The organism is Candidatus Amarolinea dominans, from assembly GCA_016719785.1.
GTDB lineage: Bacteria > Chloroflexota > Anaerolineae > SSC4 > Amarolineaceae > Amarolinea > Amarolinea dominans.
Genome location: JADJYJ010000029.1, coordinates 64,517 through 83,907 on the forward strand (window position 1 = coordinate 64,517; position 19,391 = coordinate 83,907).

General features: G+C 59.3%; 22 protein-coding genes. All 22 read left to right on the forward strand.

The window, feature by feature from the left end:
* Nucleotides 1-25: 25 nt before the first annotated feature.
* The 22 genes from IPM84_22105 (at nt 26) to IPM84_22210 (ending at nt 19,386) form a co-directional block, all read left to right on the forward strand.
* Nucleotides 26-292 carry a hypothetical protein gene (locus IPM84_22105; protein ID MBK9095397.1) on the forward strand — a complete coding sequence of 89 codons (267 nt, stop codon included), beginning with the start codon at nt 26-28 and terminating at the stop codon, nt 290-292.
* Nucleotides 285-572, forward strand: a complete 288-nt coding sequence (locus tag IPM84_22110; protein MBK9095398.1) for a hypothetical protein — start codon at nt 285-287, stop codon at nt 570-572. Before IPM84_22105 ends, IPM84_22110 begins: the two co-directional genes overlap by 8 nt.
* Entirely contained in the window at nt 569-1,039 is a 471-nt protein-coding gene (locus IPM84_22115) for a hypothetical protein (protein MBK9095399.1), read from the forward strand. The genes IPM84_22110 and IPM84_22115 overlap by 4 nt, the downstream gene beginning before the upstream one ends.
* Nucleotides 1,040-1,543 (forward strand): hypothetical protein, encoded by a 504-nt coding sequence (locus IPM84_22120; protein ID MBK9095400.1) that lies wholly within the window; start codon nt 1,040-1,042, stop codon nt 1,541-1,543. It abuts the gene before it with no gap.
* Nucleotides 1,544-1,567: 24 nt separating this feature from the next.
* The gene (locus tag IPM84_22125) at nt 1,568-1,969 is read left to right on the forward strand and encodes a hypothetical protein (GenBank protein ID MBK9095401.1); all 402 of its coding nucleotides are present in this window, start codon (nt 1,568-1,570) and stop codon (nt 1,967-1,969) included.
* Between the two features lie 52 nt (nt 1,970-2,021).
* On the forward strand, nt 2,022-2,399 hold the full coding sequence (locus tag IPM84_22130) for a hypothetical protein (protein MBK9095402.1): 378 nt from the start codon (nt 2,022-2,024) through the stop codon (nt 2,397-2,399).
* 95 nt (nt 2,400-2,494) lie between these two features.
* On the forward strand, nt 2,495-4,696 hold the full coding sequence (locus IPM84_22135; GenBank protein MBK9095403.1) for an ATP-dependent Clp protease ATP-binding subunit: 2,202 nt from the start codon (nt 2,495-2,497) through the stop codon (nt 4,694-4,696).
* Nucleotides 4,697-4,714: 18 nt separating this feature from the next.
* Nucleotides 4,715-5,158: a YbjN domain-containing protein gene (locus IPM84_22140; GenBank protein MBK9095404.1), complete on the forward strand. Its 444-nt coding sequence runs from the start codon at nt 4,715-4,717 to the stop codon at nt 5,156-5,158.
* A gap of 95 nt (nt 5,159-5,253) precedes the next feature.
* Nucleotides 5,254-5,688: a hypothetical protein gene (locus IPM84_22145; GenBank protein MBK9095405.1), complete on the forward strand. Its 435-nt coding sequence runs from the start codon at nt 5,254-5,256 to the stop codon at nt 5,686-5,688.
* Nucleotides 5,689-5,718: 30 nt separating this feature from the next.
* Nucleotides 5,719-6,300, forward strand: coding sequence for a hypothetical protein (locus IPM84_22150; protein MBK9095406.1), 582 nt, complete (start codon nt 5,719-5,721; stop codon nt 6,298-6,300).
* 105 nt (nt 6,301-6,405) lie between these two features.
* Complete coding sequence (locus IPM84_22155) at nt 6,406-8,811, forward strand: N-acetylmuramoyl-L-alanine amidase (GenBank protein ID MBK9095407.1); 2,406 nt, start codon at nt 6,406-6,408, stop codon at nt 8,809-8,811.
* A gap of 69 nt (nt 8,812-8,880) precedes the next feature.
* Nucleotides 8,881-9,906, forward strand: a complete 1,026-nt coding sequence (locus IPM84_22160; GenBank protein ID MBK9095408.1) for a protein DA1 — start codon at nt 8,881-8,883, stop codon at nt 9,904-9,906.
* On the forward strand, nt 9,903-11,228 hold the full coding sequence (locus IPM84_22165) for a hypothetical protein (GenBank protein ID MBK9095409.1): 1,326 nt from the start codon (nt 9,903-9,905) through the stop codon (nt 11,226-11,228). The genes IPM84_22160 and IPM84_22165 overlap by 4 nt, the downstream gene beginning before the upstream one ends.
* Before the next feature lie 13 nt (nt 11,229-11,241).
* The gene (locus IPM84_22170) at nt 11,242-11,883 is read left to right on the forward strand and encodes a hypothetical protein (GenBank protein ID MBK9095410.1); all 642 of its coding nucleotides are present in this window, start codon (nt 11,242-11,244) and stop codon (nt 11,881-11,883) included.
* The gene (locus IPM84_22175; protein ID MBK9095411.1) at nt 11,852-12,253 is read left to right on the forward strand and encodes a hypothetical protein; all 402 of its coding nucleotides are present in this window, start codon (nt 11,852-11,854) and stop codon (nt 12,251-12,253) included. Before IPM84_22170 ends, IPM84_22175 begins: the two co-directional genes overlap by 32 nt.
* Before the next feature lie 34 nt (nt 12,254-12,287).
* The gene (locus IPM84_22180; GenBank protein ID MBK9095412.1) at nt 12,288-13,073 is read left to right on the forward strand and encodes a sigma-70 family RNA polymerase sigma factor; all 786 of its coding nucleotides are present in this window, start codon (nt 12,288-12,290) and stop codon (nt 13,071-13,073) included.
* Nucleotides 13,070-13,339 (forward strand): hypothetical protein, encoded by a 270-nt coding sequence (locus IPM84_22185; GenBank protein ID MBK9095413.1) that lies wholly within the window; start codon nt 13,070-13,072, stop codon nt 13,337-13,339. The genes IPM84_22180 and IPM84_22185 overlap by 4 nt, the downstream gene beginning before the upstream one ends.
* Nucleotides 13,336-14,100, forward strand: a complete 765-nt coding sequence (locus tag IPM84_22190; protein MBK9095414.1) for a hypothetical protein — start codon at nt 13,336-13,338, stop codon at nt 14,098-14,100. Before IPM84_22185 ends, IPM84_22190 begins: the two co-directional genes overlap by 4 nt.
* Nucleotides 14,101-14,146: 46 nt before the next feature.
* Entirely contained in the window at nt 14,147-15,997 is a 1,851-nt protein-coding gene (locus tag IPM84_22195; GenBank protein MBK9095415.1) for a hypothetical protein, read from the forward strand.
* A gap of 3 nt (nt 15,998-16,000) precedes the next feature.
* Nucleotides 16,001-16,621 (forward strand): hypothetical protein, encoded by a 621-nt coding sequence (locus IPM84_22200; protein MBK9095416.1) that lies wholly within the window; start codon nt 16,001-16,003, stop codon nt 16,619-16,621.
* Nucleotides 16,622-16,753: 132 nt separating this feature from the next.
* The gene (locus IPM84_22205) at nt 16,754-18,457 is read left to right on the forward strand and encodes a protein kinase (GenBank protein ID MBK9095417.1); all 1,704 of its coding nucleotides are present in this window, start codon (nt 16,754-16,756) and stop codon (nt 18,455-18,457) included.
* 38 nt (nt 18,458-18,495) lie between these two features.
* Nucleotides 18,496-19,386 carry an FHA domain-containing protein gene (locus IPM84_22210; protein ID MBK9095418.1) on the forward strand — a complete coding sequence of 297 codons (891 nt, stop codon included), beginning with the start codon at nt 18,496-18,498 and terminating at the stop codon, nt 19,384-19,386.
* Nucleotides 19,387-19,391: the final 5 nt, after the last annotated feature.

Consider the following 19,391-nt stretch of genomic DNA (forward strand, 5'->3'; position numbering starts at 1 on the left):
GCGCGTTTAGGAGGCAATCATAGAGATGGACGAACAACTCGTCATGATGAAGCATTTTACCGGGGCATTGGTCAGATTCAATCAAAGTCTGAAGCAATCGTTGGCCGAATTACAGGGTCAGCACGATCGCGTTTCGCCGATCTGGCAGGATGAAATGCGCCGGCGCTACGACGCGGTCTGGGGGCCATTTCAACAACACCTTCAGCGTTACGCCGAGGGCGAAACTCAGGGCTCTGTCGAATTCCTGTATATCAAGATGCATGCCCTGGAAAGGTATCTATACGGTGGCTGATACACGAATCCTTCTGGCCGGATTGGAAGAATATCATCGGGTGTTGGGGCGTCACGTGTCCCAACTGAGCACCGAGTTTCAGACTTTGGATAGCATCTGGCACCGCTTCGCGGCCGTGTATGATGGCGATGCAGCCGATCAATTCAAGCATGGTTGGATACGCACCACGGCCATGTTCCAGGAATACCTGGAGCAGACGCATCAGATCAGCGGGATGCTGGATGAACGCATTGATGCCTTGCGTCAGGCCAATCGCACGGAAGGCGGGCTGGTCGGGTGAGCGCTTATGATCCGCGCCAGGTGATCCAGGCGCTTGGCGACCTGCTCGACGAACTGCTGCGTTGGTCGTCCCAGGCAGGCAACACGATTGCGTCTGCCGCCTATGTCCAGCAACAGGCGACCGAATCGGTGGATCGAGGACTGCACCAGGCATCCATTGTCGTCAACCAGGCTCACCAGGACGCGCTCAAGGTCCGGGATGTGAGTACGACCGTGGCGGCGGCGGCTGACAAAGGGCTGACCGCGCAAACGACGTCGCATGAAACGCTGCAGCAGGCCATTGGCCTGTTGAACCTGGCGCGCCAGACACTGGCGACCTGGGAAGATGAATTGCGCAAGGCCCTGGCCTGGCTGGCGCGCGCGGAGGCTCGCCTGGCGCGGGCGATCCAGGAATTGGAGCTGGCGCGACGTGAACTGTCTTCCGCCGAATGGCAACTCTCCAGTGCGGAGTCCAGGTACAACGCTTGAATGAATGACAAAGAACGGCGCAGTTGCGCCGGTGAAGCAGGAGCCGTCAACGCGGCGCGCTATGCGGTGGCGGCTGCAAGGGCCCACGTTTATGAGGCGCAGCAGGAAGTAGCAGCTGCGCAGAGGGAAGTCGAGGCGGCCAAAGCGCGTGTGGCTTGTTGCCGCCGTGCCGTGGCGCTGGCTCAGCAGGCGGTCGGTATCGGCGAAAGCGCGCAGGCGGAGGCGAGCGAGGCTGTCAACGCGGCCGAACGCAGCCTGGAGATGGCGCAGTCGGCTGCGCGTGCGTGTCAGGTCGCTCAATCGCGCGTGGATTTGCAGGTTGAGGCGGCCGAAAGCATGATGGCTCACATGCGTAACGCCCAGGGATTGACCGATCAGGCTGCCGCCCAACTGAAGACGTCCGATCAATTGGAGGATGACGCGCAGCGCTACGTTAGCGATGGTCGTCGAGAGTTGGAATATCGCACCGAACAGCTCTTTGCGCTGAATCGCCCAACACTGTAAGCTATCCCTTTGATTTGGAGAACGATGATGCTCGAAGAAGTTTTATGGCGTATGGGGCAGCAATCGCGCGTACTGCAAGAGCTGCGTCGGGAGATCATGCCGGTTTGGGATGACAACGCGGCGCGCGAAGTGGACAGTCGCTATCTGAATTCGCATGCGGCCGACGATGAACGCCTGCTTGAGCAGTTGCACCTGCAGGATGAATCTCTCGACCAATCAGCGAGTCAAATGACAGCGGCCCAAGAAGAAGGTCGGCGCGCCGAGGAGCAGGCTGTCGAGGTGATGGAGCAATTGCGCTTTGCCAACCAGGACTTGCAGGGGGCTTATGGGCACTATGACGTTTATGCGCGTTATCATGCTGACGCCCGCGGCAAGTTTCCACAAGTTCAGTCATTGATTCGAGAGGCGAACGCCTCATGCGGCTAATCATTGGATCATTGGATCATTGGATCATTGGATAGATGAAGGAGTGACTGCGATGGCAGGATCGGGAGTAATTCTGACAAGTGATTTGGACCGGGCAATTGCTGAACGCGGCCAGATCTGGGCTGCGTACGATGAGGCGTCAGGCCACGGCGCGGCCCTGGCGCAACTGGAATCCCAGATCAAATTTGACGGCGTCGTAACGGCCCTCGCCGCGCTGACCCCGGGACACGTGGCGCCCGATGAACTGGCGGTGGCATTGCAGCAGTTGCAGACCGAACTGTCGCGCATTGCACGCGCGGAGGCCGACATCCAGGCAACTCAGCAAGAGATTCAGAAGATCAAGAACCAACGGGGGATGATGATCCTCCTGGGTGTCATTGTAGTGCTGATTGTGGTCTTTGTTTTGTACAGCCAATTACAGGGCGGCTGAGTCGCTGGCCGGACCTGGTGACGACAGTCCTATCTATCCTGCCAATTCTGCTCGAACTGGATTGCAGGGTAAGCGTTACTCGAGGAGGATAAACCATGCCCGAGTCGGGGTCAGGTGCTCTACCGCTGGCCGAAGGGGCGCAGCGCCTGGTAGAGGGCGCCTTGCAGCAGCAGACGAAAAACAAGCATGCACAGCTTGGCGTCAATCACTGGCTGTTGGTGCTGATGGAGCGCCACGGCGCGATGGCTGAGGCCCTGGCCAAGGGCTTTATCGCCTCTGCCCTGGAAAAGTATCTTGCGGACCAGTTGCTCACAGGACGCACCGGGGAAGTGCTTAGCCAGGAGATGGTTGTCGAGCGGGCAGCCCAACAGGCCGTCGCCCGCGGCAAGAGCCGTATTGCCGAACGGGATTTGGCGGTTACGATTCTAGCCGCGGCCGACTACATGTTGGTGGGCGATGGTGCGCTGCCAGTTGCACCAGGGCCGGATACGATGTCCGCATTACCATCTATCGGCTCTGAAGGCGAACTATCATCGCCCGTCCCTCAATTCAAGTACGAGCCGCGTCTGAGTCAACGCACGCCCCTCCTCGAGCAATTTGGACGCGATGTCACTCGCCAGGCGGCAGAAGGGCGGCTCAGCCAGATCATCGGACGCGAGACCGAAGTCCAATTGATGACCGAAACCCTGTGCCGGCGCACCAAGCGTAATCCTTTGCTGGTCGGCCCAGCCGGCGTTGGCAAGACGGCCGTGGTGGAAGGCCTCGCACAGCGGATCGTGCGTGGCGGCGTGCCTGACGCCTTGCTCGGTGCTCGTTTGATCGCGCTGCAGCCCTCGACCCTCATTGTGGGCGGGCACATGGTGGGTGACTTGGAAAAACGTATGCAGGCGCTTCTGCATGAGGCAAGCCAGGATGGCGTCATTCTCTTCATTGATGAGGTCCATACCCTCATTGGCGCCGGCGGCATGCCGAGCCTCAATGACCTTGCCAGTCTGCTCAAACCGGCCCTGGCGCGCGGCGAGATCGCCTGTATTGCGGCCACGACCGATGACGAGTACCGGCGCTTCATCGAACCAGACGCGGCGCTGGAGCGGCGCTTTCAACCGATTCGTGTCCAGGAACTGACGGCATCCCAGACACTGGCGGTGCTGGTCAGTTTACGCAACGAGTTGATGCAGTCACATCATGTCCAGGTTGGCGACGGCGTCTTGCCCTGGTTGGTGGATTTCGCGCAACACTACCTGCGCAACCGCCACTTTCCTGACAAGGGAATTGACCTGCTGGAACAAACGGTGGCCTACAGTCTCACCCAAGGCAAACAAGTTGTAGAAGTCGCTGACGCCCGTGCGGTGGCCGAGCGCCTCATCGGCATGCCGCCAGAGGCCAGCGCCGGACTGAATAGTCTGCGCCAGCAGTTGACCGCCCGCACCCGCCTGGATGACCAAAGTGTTGACCGGCTTGTGGGTCGCCTGGAAGTTACAGCACGCGGTCTCGATTTGCGCCCCACACGCCCCAACGCTATTGTGTTATTGGCTGGTGACGCGGTCCACGCGGCAGCCGATGTGGCAACCGTCGTGGCTGAGACCTTGTTTGGATCGGCCGAGCGCGTGCTGCCGCTTGATTTCAGCCGCTTCGTGCATCCGGCCGATGTGACGATGCTGATTGGAGCACCGCCGGGCTATGTCGGTTATGCCGACTCATTGCTCCTCGATCGTCTGTCCCAAACCCCCTGGTGCGTTGTGCTGTGCCAGCATGTCCATGCCTGCCACCCGACCATTCGTGATGTGTGGACGCAAGCGCTGAGCGATGGTTTCCTGACGAACAGTCGCGGTAAGCGCAGCTACTTGAGTGACACGATTACGATTCTCACCGTTGATGTGCCATTGCTGACTGTGCAGCCGCTTGGATTCCACGCATCGGCCCAAGCACCCGTCGCGGCAGAATTGCGAAATCTGGAGTCCATTCTGGGGCCCGAGTTATTGGCGCAAGTGGATGTTGTGATCACCCAATTACAGCAGCAACCGTTGACCGGACGCTCCTGGCTTCGACACAACCTCTTGGCCGATATCACGGCGCGCTTTTCCAAGCTGGGCCTTGATCTGCAATGGGACGACAGCTTGCTTGATTGGCTGATGACCTACCAACGAACCATCAGCAATCAGCGCGATTGGGAGCGTCTGCTGGATGAACAAGTGGCGCCAGCATTGATTCGTTACTTGCCATCAGTGCCCGGAAAGGAGGCAACTTCGTTACGTGTAGCTTATCACGAGAGTGTGGTTCATGTCGAGACGCTATAGAACAGAAAGGACTGTATCATGGAATTTCGCTCGGCCGCGCAAAAGGCCTGTTACGAGAAGATCGTACCGTGGATGAAGGAACTGTTCGGTGAATTCGTCATGCTGCGCACTGACGCGCCGGCCATGGCGGTTGTGATTGGTTCTGCCGTTGCCCAGGTTGGAGTCATTCCCTGGGGTAACGACGACGCCACCATCAATACGCGCGCCTATGTGGTGACGGGTGCGGAGGCGACATCGGAGCTGATGCACTTCTTACTCCGGGAGACCGACAACATGCGCTTTGGCGGGTTTGGCCTGGACAGCGATGACGATGTATTCTTCGAGCACGCCATCGTTGGTTCTACCTGCGACAAGCCTGAATTGAAAGCATCGGTCATGGCGGTGGTTGTCACTGCCGATCAGTATGATGATAAAATCATAGCACGTTGGGGTGGACAACGTGCGTTGGATCGAATGAGCTAAGCCTTATGCACACCGTGTGACGCGCACCGCGGCAGTCGCTGAGATGGGCGCGTCACACGGTTCTGTGCCCGATTATCAGAGGAGGTTATTACCACATGTCACTCGCACAATTGTTTAGTGGCTCCAATTTCCGCACGACCATTCAGCAATACTGCGCTCGCCAGGGCTGGAAGATCGCAGACCTCAACGATGCCCGCGCTATTTTGCGTTTCAACATGGGATCTCAGCGTACGCAGACTTGCTATGTCATCAAATATGACAAGACGCTGGAATTCTCCGTGCCCAGCATGTTCATCTTCGACTCCTATGATCAGGTGCCGCATCATATCTCCACGATCCTCCTCAAGCGCAGCTCCGAGAAGAAGATCGGTTTCTGGTGCATCGAGGAAATTGGCGGAAAGCAGGTGTATTCGTGCATGCACAATGCCGAGCAGGACTTGATTGACAGCAACTACTTTGCGTCGGTTGTCAGAGCCTTGATCAACGAATGTGATGAACTGGAGACTGTCATCCTGAAGATGATGCGTTGATGCGGTCAGAGAGCGAACCAGAGGACATCTATGTCACGTTGGCTATTACTCGTTTCCACAGCCTGGGTGTTGTTTGCCCTGCTGGTTCCCCCCTGGCTCGTGGTCGAACCAGTGGCGTTGCCGCCGTTGCTGCAAGGAACGGTCGGCGCGCTGCTGACCGCCGCTCGCACCCTGGCGCCCGCGCCGGTTCCTCAGATTGCGGATTGGTTGCAGACGGTGACCGCCCCTTCTGCAACCGATTTGCTTTCCTTTCCGTTTCTGGGCGCCTGGGTACGCTGGTTGATCATGCTGGCGCTGGCCGTTGCGGGGTCTTGTTTTCTACTGACTGCGGCCAGCCCATTCGTTCGATCCGACTCGCTGCGCCTGGTGGCCGGTTGGGCCGGCGCGGCCGGAGGCGGGCTGCTGCTGGCCCTGTTGCTCGTCAGCGCCCCCTCTGTTCAACGCCTGGGGCTTGGCGCCGGTTCATTCGGCGGATTACTGACATCCGTGCTCGGCGTCCATCTGGCCTGGGGCTTCTGGGGCGCGGTGCTTGGTTTTGCCATCACGACAGCAGCGGGTATTGCCGTCCTGAACGAGCCCACCAACGCTCGCCAGCCAGTCCGTCGTTATTGAGGACGACATGGCGCATTGTCATTCGATCAGGCTGTTGGCGGCGCCATGGCCCTGGTAATTCCAGCTATTCTGTTTGTTATCTACGAATCGCAACCAAAACGGCATATGAACAACTCACTGCTCAATAGATCGCGCTTGCTGGCGGGTCGAACGACGCTCGTTGTTGGCGTCATTGTTTGTGTCGTTCGTATCATGCTATCCCATGGGCTTCCTAACGTCTCCGCCCAGTCCGCTGACCCCCTGGTCATCCTTAGCCCAGGTCACGGTTGGGCAGCCAGCGTCGGTGGGCCGATTGACAGCGGTGCGGTACGCAGGGACTTGATCGAAAAAGACATCAACCTTGACGTTGCGCACCTCACCCGCGCCCGCCTGGCTCGCTGTCCGGTTACTGTGCTGTTGACGCGTACTGGCGATGACTCTGCTCACACTCTCGAAGACGTTGACGAGATCGTGAACTTCTACCGGCCGGCGCTGGGCGTGTCAATTCATAGTAACGCCAGCGGCGACCCTGCGATTAGCGGTACCGAGGCCTGGTACACGGTCAACGGCGTCAGTGGTAACGACGCACAGAGTCAGCAATTGGCCAATCTGCTGGCCAGCCAGGTTGCCGCCGACCTGGCGCTCACTAATCATGGCAGCAAACCGGAAACAGCCAACCGTCACGGTGGGCTGTACATCCACTGGTGGCAGGCGCCGTCAGCGCTCGTCGAGCTGGCCTACATGGACGGCGACGGCAATCTCCTGCGCCATCGGCGCGCCGATTTTGCCGCAGCTATCGCCCGGGCCATCCTGGCATTCTTGAACGTACCGGTCAATTGCCTCGATAGCCCCCTACCAGGCGCTCCGGGTGCAGCCATCCCGCAGAAGACCCGCATTGATGGCTTCGGCATCATGTCGCCGCATATTCAACTGGGGACGCAGGGCCTCACAACCGCAATCGATGCCCAGCAACGAATGGGGATTCATTGGGCGCGTGAAGAGATTCCCTGGGAATTGGTGGAACCGGAGGAACAAGCCTTTCGCTGGCAATACCATTACAGCCCTGACATTGATCACGACTTCGATCGGCTTCTCAGCGAACTGGCAGCACGAAACATCGAGATGGTCGCCCTGCTTGACTATGGGCCGCGTTATCTGAGCGGCAATCCTGCGCATGGCTATCGGGTCAACCCCAGCGAGTTACTCACCCACTGGCAAACCTACGTACAAACCGTGGTCAATCGCTTTGGTGATCGTATTGACTATTGGGAAATCGAGAATGAAATGAACAGCCGTGATTTTTGGGGTAAGGTGGTCATCGAAACGGCTGATTCCAGCAGTCGCGATGGCCCAGCCGAACCGGATGCCATCCTTTACGCCCACATGTTGCGCATCGCCCACGACATCATTAAGCAGCACGACCGTAACGATACAGTGATTCTGGGAGGCCTCGCTGGCTACTATGGTGATCTGGCCGATTGCGCCAGGAACTATCAGAAATACCTGATAGACCTGCACGAGGCCGGCGCCTGGGACACATTCGACGTTGTAGCGATTCATCCCTACCACAACAGCCCCGATTCGAACGGTTTTGCCCCTGACGCATTCATTGAACGCGGCCTGCACTACAATCTGTTTACCAAAACGTGCGCAACCACGACAACACCCTTGAGTGTGTTGACCGAGGTGCGGGGTGTGCTCGATCTTACCAATCGCTTGAGACCCAAACCACTTTGGATCACCGAGATCGGCTGGAACCGTGACTGGCTCAATCATTGGGCCACTGTTCACAGTACGACAGCCGATGTGATCGAGGCTGCCTATGTTGCTCGTACGTACGTGCCCCTTCTGTCTGAAGCTGGCGTGGAAAAGGTGTTTTGGTTTACTCAAACCAATGCCCAAGATCACAGCTTCGACCTGGGGCCATCCGGACAACGAACCCTTGGCAACCTGTCTGCCCTGCTCGCGAATAGCCAACCCCTGGGCCAAGTGCAAGGTCAAGACGATCTTGGCCGTCCTAACGACGATGACGTCTACGAGTATCGTTTCTCTAGAGATGGCCGACAGACTGCGGTGCTTTGGAAAGCGCGTGGCGGCATGACCACCCGTAACATCACCGTTAGCAACCTGAGCGCAGATACGGCCTATCTCTATGCTGTTGATGCGCTGGATCTATCACCCAGCGCCGGTCGGCTACTGACAGTGACCAACAGCTCAGTGATTGTTCCGCTCAACGAGCGGCCAGTTTTTTTGATCTTTGAACCGCGCAGCGGTTGGCAGGCATTTTGGCATGACTTACAGGCACGTATTGAGAACTGGTGGCAAAGCCAGCAGGCGAAAATCACCTACTGGTGGGAGGACCAACGCACTACAATCGAACGGCAGATTGCACAGTGGCTGAATGATCTGCAGCGCCAAATTGATGAGATGATACAAAAACAGATCGAGGAGACACTCAATCAACTGTGTGGCATGGCATTCATGCTGCTCGGCGGATCGGCTTTTGTAGTCTGGCGGTATCGCCCACGCTAGAGTGTCTATGAGAGTTCTTCATGTTTTTACGAATGTCACAATCGAGAGTGTAAACTCCAGGAGAAGATCTTGAAGGGAAATAGCCCGCGTTGCGCTTACTGCGGAAAGCCAGTTATCGGCGACTACACGACAGCCCTGGGGAAAGCCTGGCACCCCTCGCACTTCATTTGCGCTCAGTGCCGTCAACCCTTCGATGGAGGCAGTTTTTATGAACGCAATGGTAAGGCGTACTGCAAACGGGACTTCGATGAGTTGTTCGGTCGGCGCTGCGCCTCTGGTGAGCTGCTTGGCCAGAACCGATACTTCGAGAAGGATGACAAGGTCTACTGCGAAACCCACTACTGGCAGAAGTTCGGCAAGCGTTGCGCGATCGGCGGTGAAATTCTCAAGGGCGCGTATCAGATCAACGCCTGGGGCGACACCTATTGCGCCGAACACTCGGCCGGCCTGGCAGAGTGCTACAGTTGTCATCGGTTCATTTGTGAGCGTCTGACCCGCGGCGGCGTGCGCTACGATGATGGGCACTCCATCTGTAATCGTTGTCGCCAGACTGCCATTGACACGGCGGCGCAAGGGCAGCCGGCGCTCATGCAGGTGCGCAGGGCGTTGGCTCGACTCGGCCTGGAGATTGGCCCGGCCGAGACGCCGTTGCGTTTGGTGGATCAGCAGGAGTTGAACCGGCGCTCCACCAAGTCGTACAGCAAACAGCCAACCGGCATGGCCTGCCACCATACCCTCACGCGCAACGGACAGATTGTCGAACGCCAGGTGGAGGCCATCCTGATTCTGTCCGGCCTGCCCCGCGAGCATTTTACCGCGGTGGCCGCGCACGAGTTGATGCATATCTACCTCTTCATGAATGCCTTCCCCGATCTGGAACCGGTGGTCGAAGAAGGCCTCTGTGAACTGGCCGAGTATCTGTGGCTCAAGCAGCAGAACACGCCAGAAGCCGCGTATCGGTTGGCGCTGATGGACAAGAACGAAAATCCCGTCTATGGCCAGGGGTTTCAGCTCGCACGGCGCAGCCTTGAGAAAATGCATCTTCTGCCCATGCTTGACTATGTGCGGAAATGGAGCAGGTTTCCAACTATATGAAACGTCCAAATATCTCGGTGCTCCTCTTGGATGTCACTTTTGGGATCGTTTTTGCCTTTTTCAACTTCGATGGCTTTCTGCGCTACGCGGCTCACCATTGGCTCTCATCATCGTGGCTGGCCGAAACGATTGTGCGAATCTCATGGTGGCCGCAGCGTTTCCTGGCCAGCCTAAACGCTTCGCACTTGTCGCTGTTTCATGATCTCCTGGTGTTGTGTTTTTATGGCGTATGGGTCTGCCTGGGATTCATTGCCCTGCTTTCGCTGATCCGTCTCAACCTGCGGATCACCTTCAGCGGTTTGTTGGGCCTGACGACCGGCGCTGCGAGCATCGGAATTCTGGCGTGGCTCGGCGTGTTGCTCGTGGTTCTCGGGGGCGTTCTGATGGCCGTGCTGCGCTTTCTGCTGCGTATTTGGAACTTCCTCGTTGGCATCCTGGGCGCAGTGTGGACGTTTATCGTACGCATCCTCACGGCCATTTGGGGTTTCCTGCTGCCGATCATCAATTTCTTATTGCCAATCCTGCTGATTGTTGCTGTGATTGCGCTCGTCGTGTGGGGGATGATTGTCCTGGTGCGCCGTTTCGGCTATGGCGGTGTCGTGATTGCGTTGCTGGCTGCGATTGCCGGGTATTTCCTGCGCGATATCTTACTCGTGCTTGGGCAATGGTTATGGTCTGCACTCCTCTTCGTGCTGGGTATTTTTGGTAGCATCTTGAATTGGCTGGGTTGGCTGATCGGCACCATTGTTGGCTGGATTTTCCATGTGCTGATTCCCAAAATACTGATCCCCGTGGGTTTCGTGCTCCTGATTGTCGGCGCTGTTCTCATCGTCGTCGGCACGTTAGGCTCCATGCTTCTGGATCAATTCCGCGCGGCGTGGCATAGCGGCACCGGACAAAAAGGCATCTTGCTGGGCGCCTTTTCCGTCGGCTTATCCCTGGCCCTGATCTTATGGGTATGCTTAGGGTCTGGTGAAGCATCCAGGTCCGTTGACCAGGCCTGGTCTGAGACATCCCTCGTGGCCAACAGCATTTCCCCGATGCACATTTTTGCCGGCATACTGCCTGTCGCGGTACGCAATGCCTCTATCGCGATGTTCGGTGGTAATAGCGCACCCAACTTCGATGCCATGATTTTGGCTCTTATCTTGCCGATCAGCTACTTCGGCGTGCTGCGAGGACTGACGATGCGCACCACCGATGAGTTCAGAGCATCGTTCATCCATCAGGATGTGCTCGTAGTGGGCGGCGCATTGGCCCTGGCTATCCCGGCGATCTTACTCGTCATGTTCGCTGCTTCGGTGCCCCGCGAGGAATCATGAAAGGCAGACAACCGTGACTGACATTAACCTCACCATTGATACGACGATCAAGACGCTGGAAGCACTGCAGGCGGATGTCGGCCGCGTGCAAATGACTTTGCTTGACATCCTGACGGATGATGAGCACAATGGCTGGGATCAGATAGCGCAAAAATCGCTCATCAAGTTGGAAGCTGTCCAGCGTACGATTGGCGACGTCCAGGTTGATTTGCTGCAGCAGATGACCTTTGACGAGCGTCGGGCACAAAAGGAGATGCCTCCGGCGCACGAACCTTCGCCCGTGGACGGAGCTTGGCTTGATCCCCAGGCCTGGCTGACGGGGCGCGGTATCAAGCTGCGCACGGCCCGTCAACTAAGCCCCTCAGACGCGGCCGCTGACCGCATCGCACTTTACATGGGCGATCATTTCGCCACCGTGGCGCCTTTCTACCAAGCCCTCAAGCGTCGCGCCAGCGGAGGCTACAACAAGTGGCGTTGGTTCCCAGTACGCGATTTGCCCAAGAACACCTTTCACGCGATCTTTCAATTAGGGACGATGCTGCACAGCAGCGGCTTCTTGTCCACTTTCGAGTACCTGCGTCACCGGGAATCTATCCTTTTCGATCCGCAAGAAGACTGGACATGTGCAGAATTTCCTGACGGGGGGATGGCTTGAGCGGTATGTATTACAGGTAACGCGCCAGGTGGTTGAAAAGCGTACTGGGGCTTGGCACTATGAGCAGGCCTTGTCGTGCGCCCATCTGACCTTGCCGGATCAGAGCGAGGCTGAATTCGACATGCTACTCGGAACCGCCGACAAAGTGTTTTGGGTCGAGTGCAAGACCGGCGACTGGCAATCGTATGTCAAACACTTTCGAACGATCAATGCCCAGTTCCTCCACCTGCCTCCGACCCAAGCCGTACTCGTGTTGTTGGGCGAAGTTGATGAAATTGACAAGGCAAGCAACGGTGAACTAACATCCATGACAGTCCTGGACATGCTGGAATTTGGCGACTGGCTTAATCGTGCCATCATGACGGCTTGAAAGCACGGATCCCCCTGCGTGACTGGAGTACACTATGACACAACCTTTGCCCCCACTTCTTGTTGATCGTTGCCACGCCGCGACGCGACGTATCCTCGCCAGTCGGGGTTGGCGGCTCCTGGACTTCGACGCCGTCGGAATAACCTGGGACGAATTCGGACAACGGGTCTGCCGTCGCGTCGCGGAATTGCTCACTCAGGGCAGCCGCCTGGCAGAGGACGAGCTTATCGAGCGTGCGGTCATTAATCAATACTGCATCGTTCTACACGATGCTCTCAAGACTGATGATACGTTGGTCATGACCCAGGCTTATCGTGAGATTTGGGCTTGGTTGCGCCCCATCGCTGAACGTAAGATCGGGCCGGAGCTGGCCGACGACCTCACCCAACAGGCGCTATTCAATATCTGGCACGCTTTTCGGAGCAAGCCGCAGCCCTTGACCGACCCGGGTGCCTTTCTACTCTGGAGCATTCGCATCCTGGAGCGTGAAATCGGGCAGTGGTACCGCCGACGCGCCAACCATGTAGAAAATACCGTCAATCCCATCATTGAAGATGAAGATGAGGACGATGTTCGCTTCGCTGCCGAATTCCCTGCGCTAACTTACAGCGATTTTTGGGTTATCGTGCGACGTTGCCTGTCGCGGCCAGATGAATTCGCCATCATCCTGGCCGTTTTTCGCGATGATGCCAGCATCAAGATCCTGGCCGATCAGATCGGCCGCACACCCAATTGGGTATCGCTCAAGAAATTCAAGGCGCTGGAACGCCTGCGGGAGTGCGGCGAACTGGGCGCCTGGTTCGCTGGAGGTGCGGCATGAAGCCAATCGGCATCTCTACAACACCGCTGACTCATTTTGCCTGCCAACTGGTGCAGGATTGGCTGCCCACCTTTGTGGATGCAGAGTTGTGTGACATCGCCCATCAGGAACGTTTCGCCGACCTGCGCGACCACCTGGCGACTTGCACAGCCTGCGCGGCTGACCACGCCGATTTGCTTGAAACCATGCTATGGCGCGAGAATCTGCCCTGGTCGAACCGACCGTTCGTTGATCACCCCTGCAGCCTGGGGAGGAATATCGTATGACCGCGCATCAGTCAGACAGTCAGCCCCATTCAGCCGGCGTCGAACGCCTGCGCCGCGCGCTTACCGGCGACGGCGGCGGCCTGACCCATGACGAGGTTCTGGCCCAACTGCCCACCTATTGCGAGGCTGAGCGCCTGGGGTTGCCGGTTGCGCAACAGTACCCTGAGCTGACGGCTCACCTCAATACCTGCCCAAGTTGCGCCCAGGAGCTGGTAGCCCTGCAGGAGGCGATGTCATGGCAGGAGGCTGGGCCTATGCCTCTCCCCGCCGGCGCCGGTCAGCCTGACCTGTGGTTCTTGCAGCCCCGCGCCGACCGCCTGCGCCAGGCCGTGACGACCATGACCCAGGCGCTGGTCAAGACGCTGTTGTCGTCTGTACAGCAGCGACGCTTGAGATACCAGTTGGATCCGTTCTTTGATCGCGTGGCTGAACTCGGCGGACAGTTTCGCCTGGCGTCGGCTGCAGCTCCGCAGCCACTTGCCGTGGACGAAAGTGAGCCATCGCCTTCACGCGACCTCTTGATCGCCACGTACCTGGCCGCGGAAGCACTCAGCCGATCACTGCCCCCGGCGGCCTGGACCGCGCAGCCGCTGGAACGAACAACACTGGCCTTGATTCACCAAGAAGCGACACGGGCCGCCCAAACGGTTGGGCTTGACGGAGATCAGGCTCACAGTTTTGTCGAACACTTTACGACATTGATCCTGCATGATGCCCGTTCCCTGGCCCGTTCGGCGCCCATCGAAAGGGTCGAAGCCTGACAGGCGCCCGGCCTGGGCCGCCGGGTTTTACCTTCGGAGGTTGGGCATGCCGACACGTCTCAATATCTTTGCTCTGCCGACGCGCACGACGCTCTTGTTCGGTTTGATCGTGCTCATCTTGTTTGTGCCCGTTGTTGCCAGCCTGTTCTGGCAGACGCCCATTTGCGGCGCACAGTTATTCGTGGTCATGCTGCTGCTCCCCCTGCGCCGTTTTCTCGCTCTTCCCGCCCGTCAGGCCGAAAACTTGCAGCCGCTTACCCCTGAATTACGCCCTTTGCAGGCACTCACCGAGGAGCTGGCGCGGGTCAATGGCGTCGGGCGGCCTCCTCAGGTTCTGCTGAACCCCAACCTCGATTCAGCGCACGCTTTTGGCACGTGGACAAGACGCGCCCTGGCTTTGCCAACTGGGCTGGCAGTTTCCCTGTTTGCCGATATGGAGAGTGGCATCGCCTCACGCGCCGACCGCGCCAAAGCCGTTCTCTTGCATGAACTGAGTCACTTTCGCAATCGCGATGCCTGGATGACCTTCTTCTCTCAAAGCGTCATCATCGTCGCCATCGTGTTCATGGCCCTCGATTTCTTGCTCTATCTCCAGGTGCCGTTGATTTACAACACACTTGTGCGCGGCATGACGGAGATCAGCGGCCGCTGGCCCCAGGTGTGCGATTGGCTACGCCCTTTCATCCCCGGCCGCGTCGATGTCGTTTGCGACAACCCACAGATGCTGCAAGGCGTCTCGGTCTGGCTGCGCTATGAGGCCTTCAACTTGAGCGCCCATGGGCCATTCGTGCTCGGCGGCCTCATCCTGTTGGTCTATTTTTGGCGCCATATCGTGCGCACGCGTGAGTTCTATGCAGACGCCCGCACCGCCGCCTGGCTCGGGGATGCAGACGCCCTGTTGGAGGCCATCGAATACAGCGACCAACACCGCCGCCTGCAATCGGCTGCTGCGGAATCTCCTGCAAGTTCAGATCAGCGGCGATGGCGGTCGCGACTGGCTTTGCGAATGCCCCGTTTTCATCCCACGTGGGACGAGCGCTTCGACTGCCTGGCGCACCCAGAAACTTTGTACGGTTCACCGGTCACGATAGGCGTCACGGCTGCCCTGGCCGTACTTTGCCTCGAGTTGATCCTCGGTTCAGCCCTGTCCGCCTCATTTGTGCCAGAGCCAGGCTCGCCTACGATCTTCATCCTCGGTTTTGTCTTGCTTTCTGTCTCTTTGCTGCCGCTGTTATGCACCCAGGGCGGACAGAAATCGTTCTTGCAGGCGCAGCGGACTGCCCTTTTCACCTACGGCGCAGTGATCCTGGGTGAGCGTTTCTTGCTCACTGCGGTGCTTTCACTGACGCTCTGGTCTGGCTTGATTCCCCTGGAAGAGCTGCTGCGCATTAGCAGCGCCGTCTTGGGCGAGGGTGGGCAGCTAGACATGAGCCTTCCTTTGCCGGCCTGGCTGTACGTTTGGCTTCCTTTCGTGTTCAATCTGTTGGGATTGCCCCTTTTGCTTTGGCCGCTGCTCCGTTTGGACGCCGCACTCAAACAACGCGTGTTGGCCTGGTTCGCTGCGCCGTGGCTTGGGCGACGGTTTGTGGTCATCAGTTGGGGAATCACGGGACTTCTGGCCGCGGGCTTGTGGGGCGGCGTCTTGCCTTTGCTGGTCGTTCCTCTCTTTGGCGACCTGCGTGATTTGTTGGGCATACAAGGTCTCGGCATCCTGGCTGCCGCCTTGCTTCTGGGGTTTGGTCTGACCACGTTCCTCCTCCTGCACAGGCGTTGGCATGGACGCTGCTCATGCGGCGCGCAGGTTGAGTCGTTCACGTTGGGCCGTTTATGCCCCAATTGCCATCAGCCCCTCAACGACTGGCTGCTGGCGCGTTATACGCTAAACTCAGAGGATTGACCGATGCGTGCGAAACTGAAATGGCTGGTGGTTGCTCTCTACCTGTTGCTGATGCTGACGTTGGTTGCCTGGCCCGACCCGGGCAACGCGACCCTGGCTTCGATTCTCCAGATCATGGCCGTGGTCAGTCTATTGCTTGCGCCAGCCCTGGTCATCGTACAGCGTGATTTTTTTGCACAGCGGCCGGGCCTCTTACTGGTCGCCGCGCTGACCGTGGTATTGTGGGCTTATTTTCAGCAGGGCAGCAACTGGCTGGCGGCGCGCCTGGAACCCATGATCTCGATGCGCGTTGATTTGCTCTGCGCACTGCTTGGACTGCACCTCTTGTTGGCGGCGCCTGTGGTCTTCATCGTGTGGATGCTACGCCGCGATGCCAGTCTATGGCTGCTAGGTATTTCCTGGTTTCTCAACCCGCTGTTGATTTTCTTATTTGCCAGCCGGTTTGGCAGCATCGAACAGATGCTGACGATGCAAACGCTCGGCTCCTTCCAGGCCGATATGGCCTGGATGCTCCCCAACTGCCTGACTGGCGCTGCGTGCGTGGTGGGAAGCCTCGGTTTCGTTGCTTACTTCGTCCGCTTGCTGGTCCTGGAAGCCGAGGGGCGGCCTATCAAGACCGCGTGATGTTCCCCCAAACCCCACCCCATATTGCACATCCTCCCTCCCTCTGCTATAATTCCTCCCAGAGCCGCCGCGGCTCATCTGTGCCACTTTGACCGGCCGGCGACGAACCGGCGATTGCAAGGAGCTCCCGTCTTGCTACCTGACACCTGGCTTTTTGGGCTTCTGATTCTGGCCCTGGGAACGTTCTTCGTTTTCCTGGTTCTATTGGCGCGCATCCTCAGACGCCAACCCAAGCGCCGCGCGACGCCGCCACCGCCGGAAGTCGCACCGCCCGTGGCCGATGACAAGGCCGGCCGCGCACCAACGCTCAAGCCCACCGCACCGCCCGCCTATTTGCACGGGCTGTCCGGGCGCTACCAGGGCCATACCATCACCTTGACCCCCGCCGGCCTGACGCTGGGCCGCAGCTCCGATAATCAGTTCGTGCTGGCCGATGAGCTGCTCGTCTCCCGCCACCACGCCGAAATTCACTGGGAGGATGACGCCTGGCTGCTGAACGATCGCGAGAGCGCCAACGGTACCTGGGTGGACGGCCAACGTATCGGACGCCATGCCCTGCTCCCCGGCCAACACGTGCAACTCGGCGCCACCGAATGGATCTTTTCCGATCAGGCGCTCCTGGTGGCGCCCTCCCTGCCGCCGACGGCGATCGAACCACCGCACGATTCACCGCATCCCCTGGCCCACATCACCGGCGCCGTTCAGTTTGGGCCATACTGGTTGGAACAGCAGATCGGGCAGGGTGGCATGTCGCGGGTCTTCAAGGCGCACGCTGCCGACGGCCGCACCGTGGCGATCAAGATTCTACAAACGGCCGATCCCTACCTGGTGCAGAAGTTCGAAGCCGAGGGCAAAGAGATCGGGCCACGCCTGCGCAACCACCCCCATATCGTCACCGTCCATGAGTTCAACCGCAGCGCCGACGGGCAGCTCTACCTGGTGATGGACTTCGTCAATGGGGTGTCGCTGCGCCAGCGCTTGAACCAGGGGGCCGTGCCGGAAGTCGAGATCGTGCGCGTCATGACGCAAGTCTGCGACGCCCTGGGCTTTGCCCACGCGGCCAACATCATCCACCGCGATGTCAAGCCGGAGAATGTTCTCATCGAGCCTGACGGCACGGTCAAGATCGTTGATTTCGGCATCGCGCGTTTGACATCCGCGGTCGCAGTGACGCAAAATAAGCTGGTAGGAACGCCGGAGTATATGTCGCCCGAACAGGCCAAAGGCGAACCGGTGCAGGCCGCCAGCGATGTCTATTCCCTCGGGATCGTGCTCTATGAGCTGCTGACCGGCCGCGTGCCCTTTCCCCTGCCGCCCAATAGTCATGACTGGCGCTCGGCCATGACCGTGATAGACCAGCACCTTCGCGCCACGCCCGTCCCGCCCAGCCAGCGCGTGGCGACGATCTCGACCGACCTGGAAGGCGTGGCGCTCAAGGCGCTGGAGAAGCATTGGCAGCAGCGCTTTCCCGACGGACACCGCATGGGGCAGGCGCTCCTGGTGCTCAAGGGAACAGCGCGCAGCCGGCCTGGCCCGACGCCTTCTCCCACGCCGGCGACCATCGCCCGCCTGACGGCGCTGGGTGGCCCGGCCGCCGGCCGCCAATGGCAGATCAATGACAGCCTGACGCTCGGGCGGCAGGATTTCAACCCCGAAGATACGCAGGTCTCGCGCGCCCATGCGCAGATTCGTGTGCGGCCGGATGGCGTCTGGCTGGAAGACACCTCCACCAACGGCACCTGGGTCAATCAGACGCACATCAGGCGCAGCCAGGTGGCGCTGCACGCCGGCGACTTGATTACCATTGGTGAGAATGTCCTCCGCGTGGATTTTTGAACGAATGTTTTCCAGCCCCCAGATCAGTGAGGTGAACCATGGATGATAAGAATACGATGAAGATGTCCAATGCCAAGACAGGGCGACAGGCGGAGGAGTCCTCGCTGGAGGACGCGCCCTTCGCGCACACGGCGAAGCCAGGCGCCGACCAGCTTACTCCCCGCGTTGGCCTGACGCCGCAATCGCCGCCCGCGGGCGCGGAAGCGGCCACGATGCAGATCGGCGCGCAGGCTCCGGGCGCCACACCCTTTGTACGCACCGCGATGCCGGGCGGCGATCCATTGCCCGCGGGCGCGGAAGCAGCCACGATGCAGATCGGTGCGCAGGCTCCGGTCGTCGCACCCTTTGCGCGCACCGCCATGCCAGGCAGCGATCAGCCGACGCCGCGGCCCGGTCAGCTGCCCGCCTGGAATGCCCCACCGCCGCCCGCGCTGCCCGCCTGGAATGCGCCGCCGCCGCCCGCGCCGCCAGCCTGGAACGCGCCACCGCCGCCCGCGGCGCCCGCCTGGAACCCGCCGCTGCCTCCTCCGGCCCCGTCGCCGGCCGGCGGGCGCGGGGATGCCGCTACCATGATGATGGGCGCCCGCGCCGCGCTCGCCTTCGCCTGGCTGGTCGTGCTGGACGGCCCTGACCGGGGGCGTATTCATCAGTTGCAGGCCGAGATGACCAACCTGGGGCGCGTGCCTGGCAGCAACGATATTGTGGTGGCCGACAACGCGGTTTCCAGCCAGCATCTCAAGATTCGCAGCGATGTCTCGGAAAACGGCGAGGTGCAATACGCGCTGATTGACCTGGCGAGTCGCAACGGCACCTACGTCGGCTCGAAAGCCACCTATCGCGAGGAAAGCAGCAGAGTCTACCGGCATACGTTGCACGATGGCGACTACCTGCTGCTTGGCGAAACAACGCTCGTCTTCAAGTGTGTTTAGGAGGA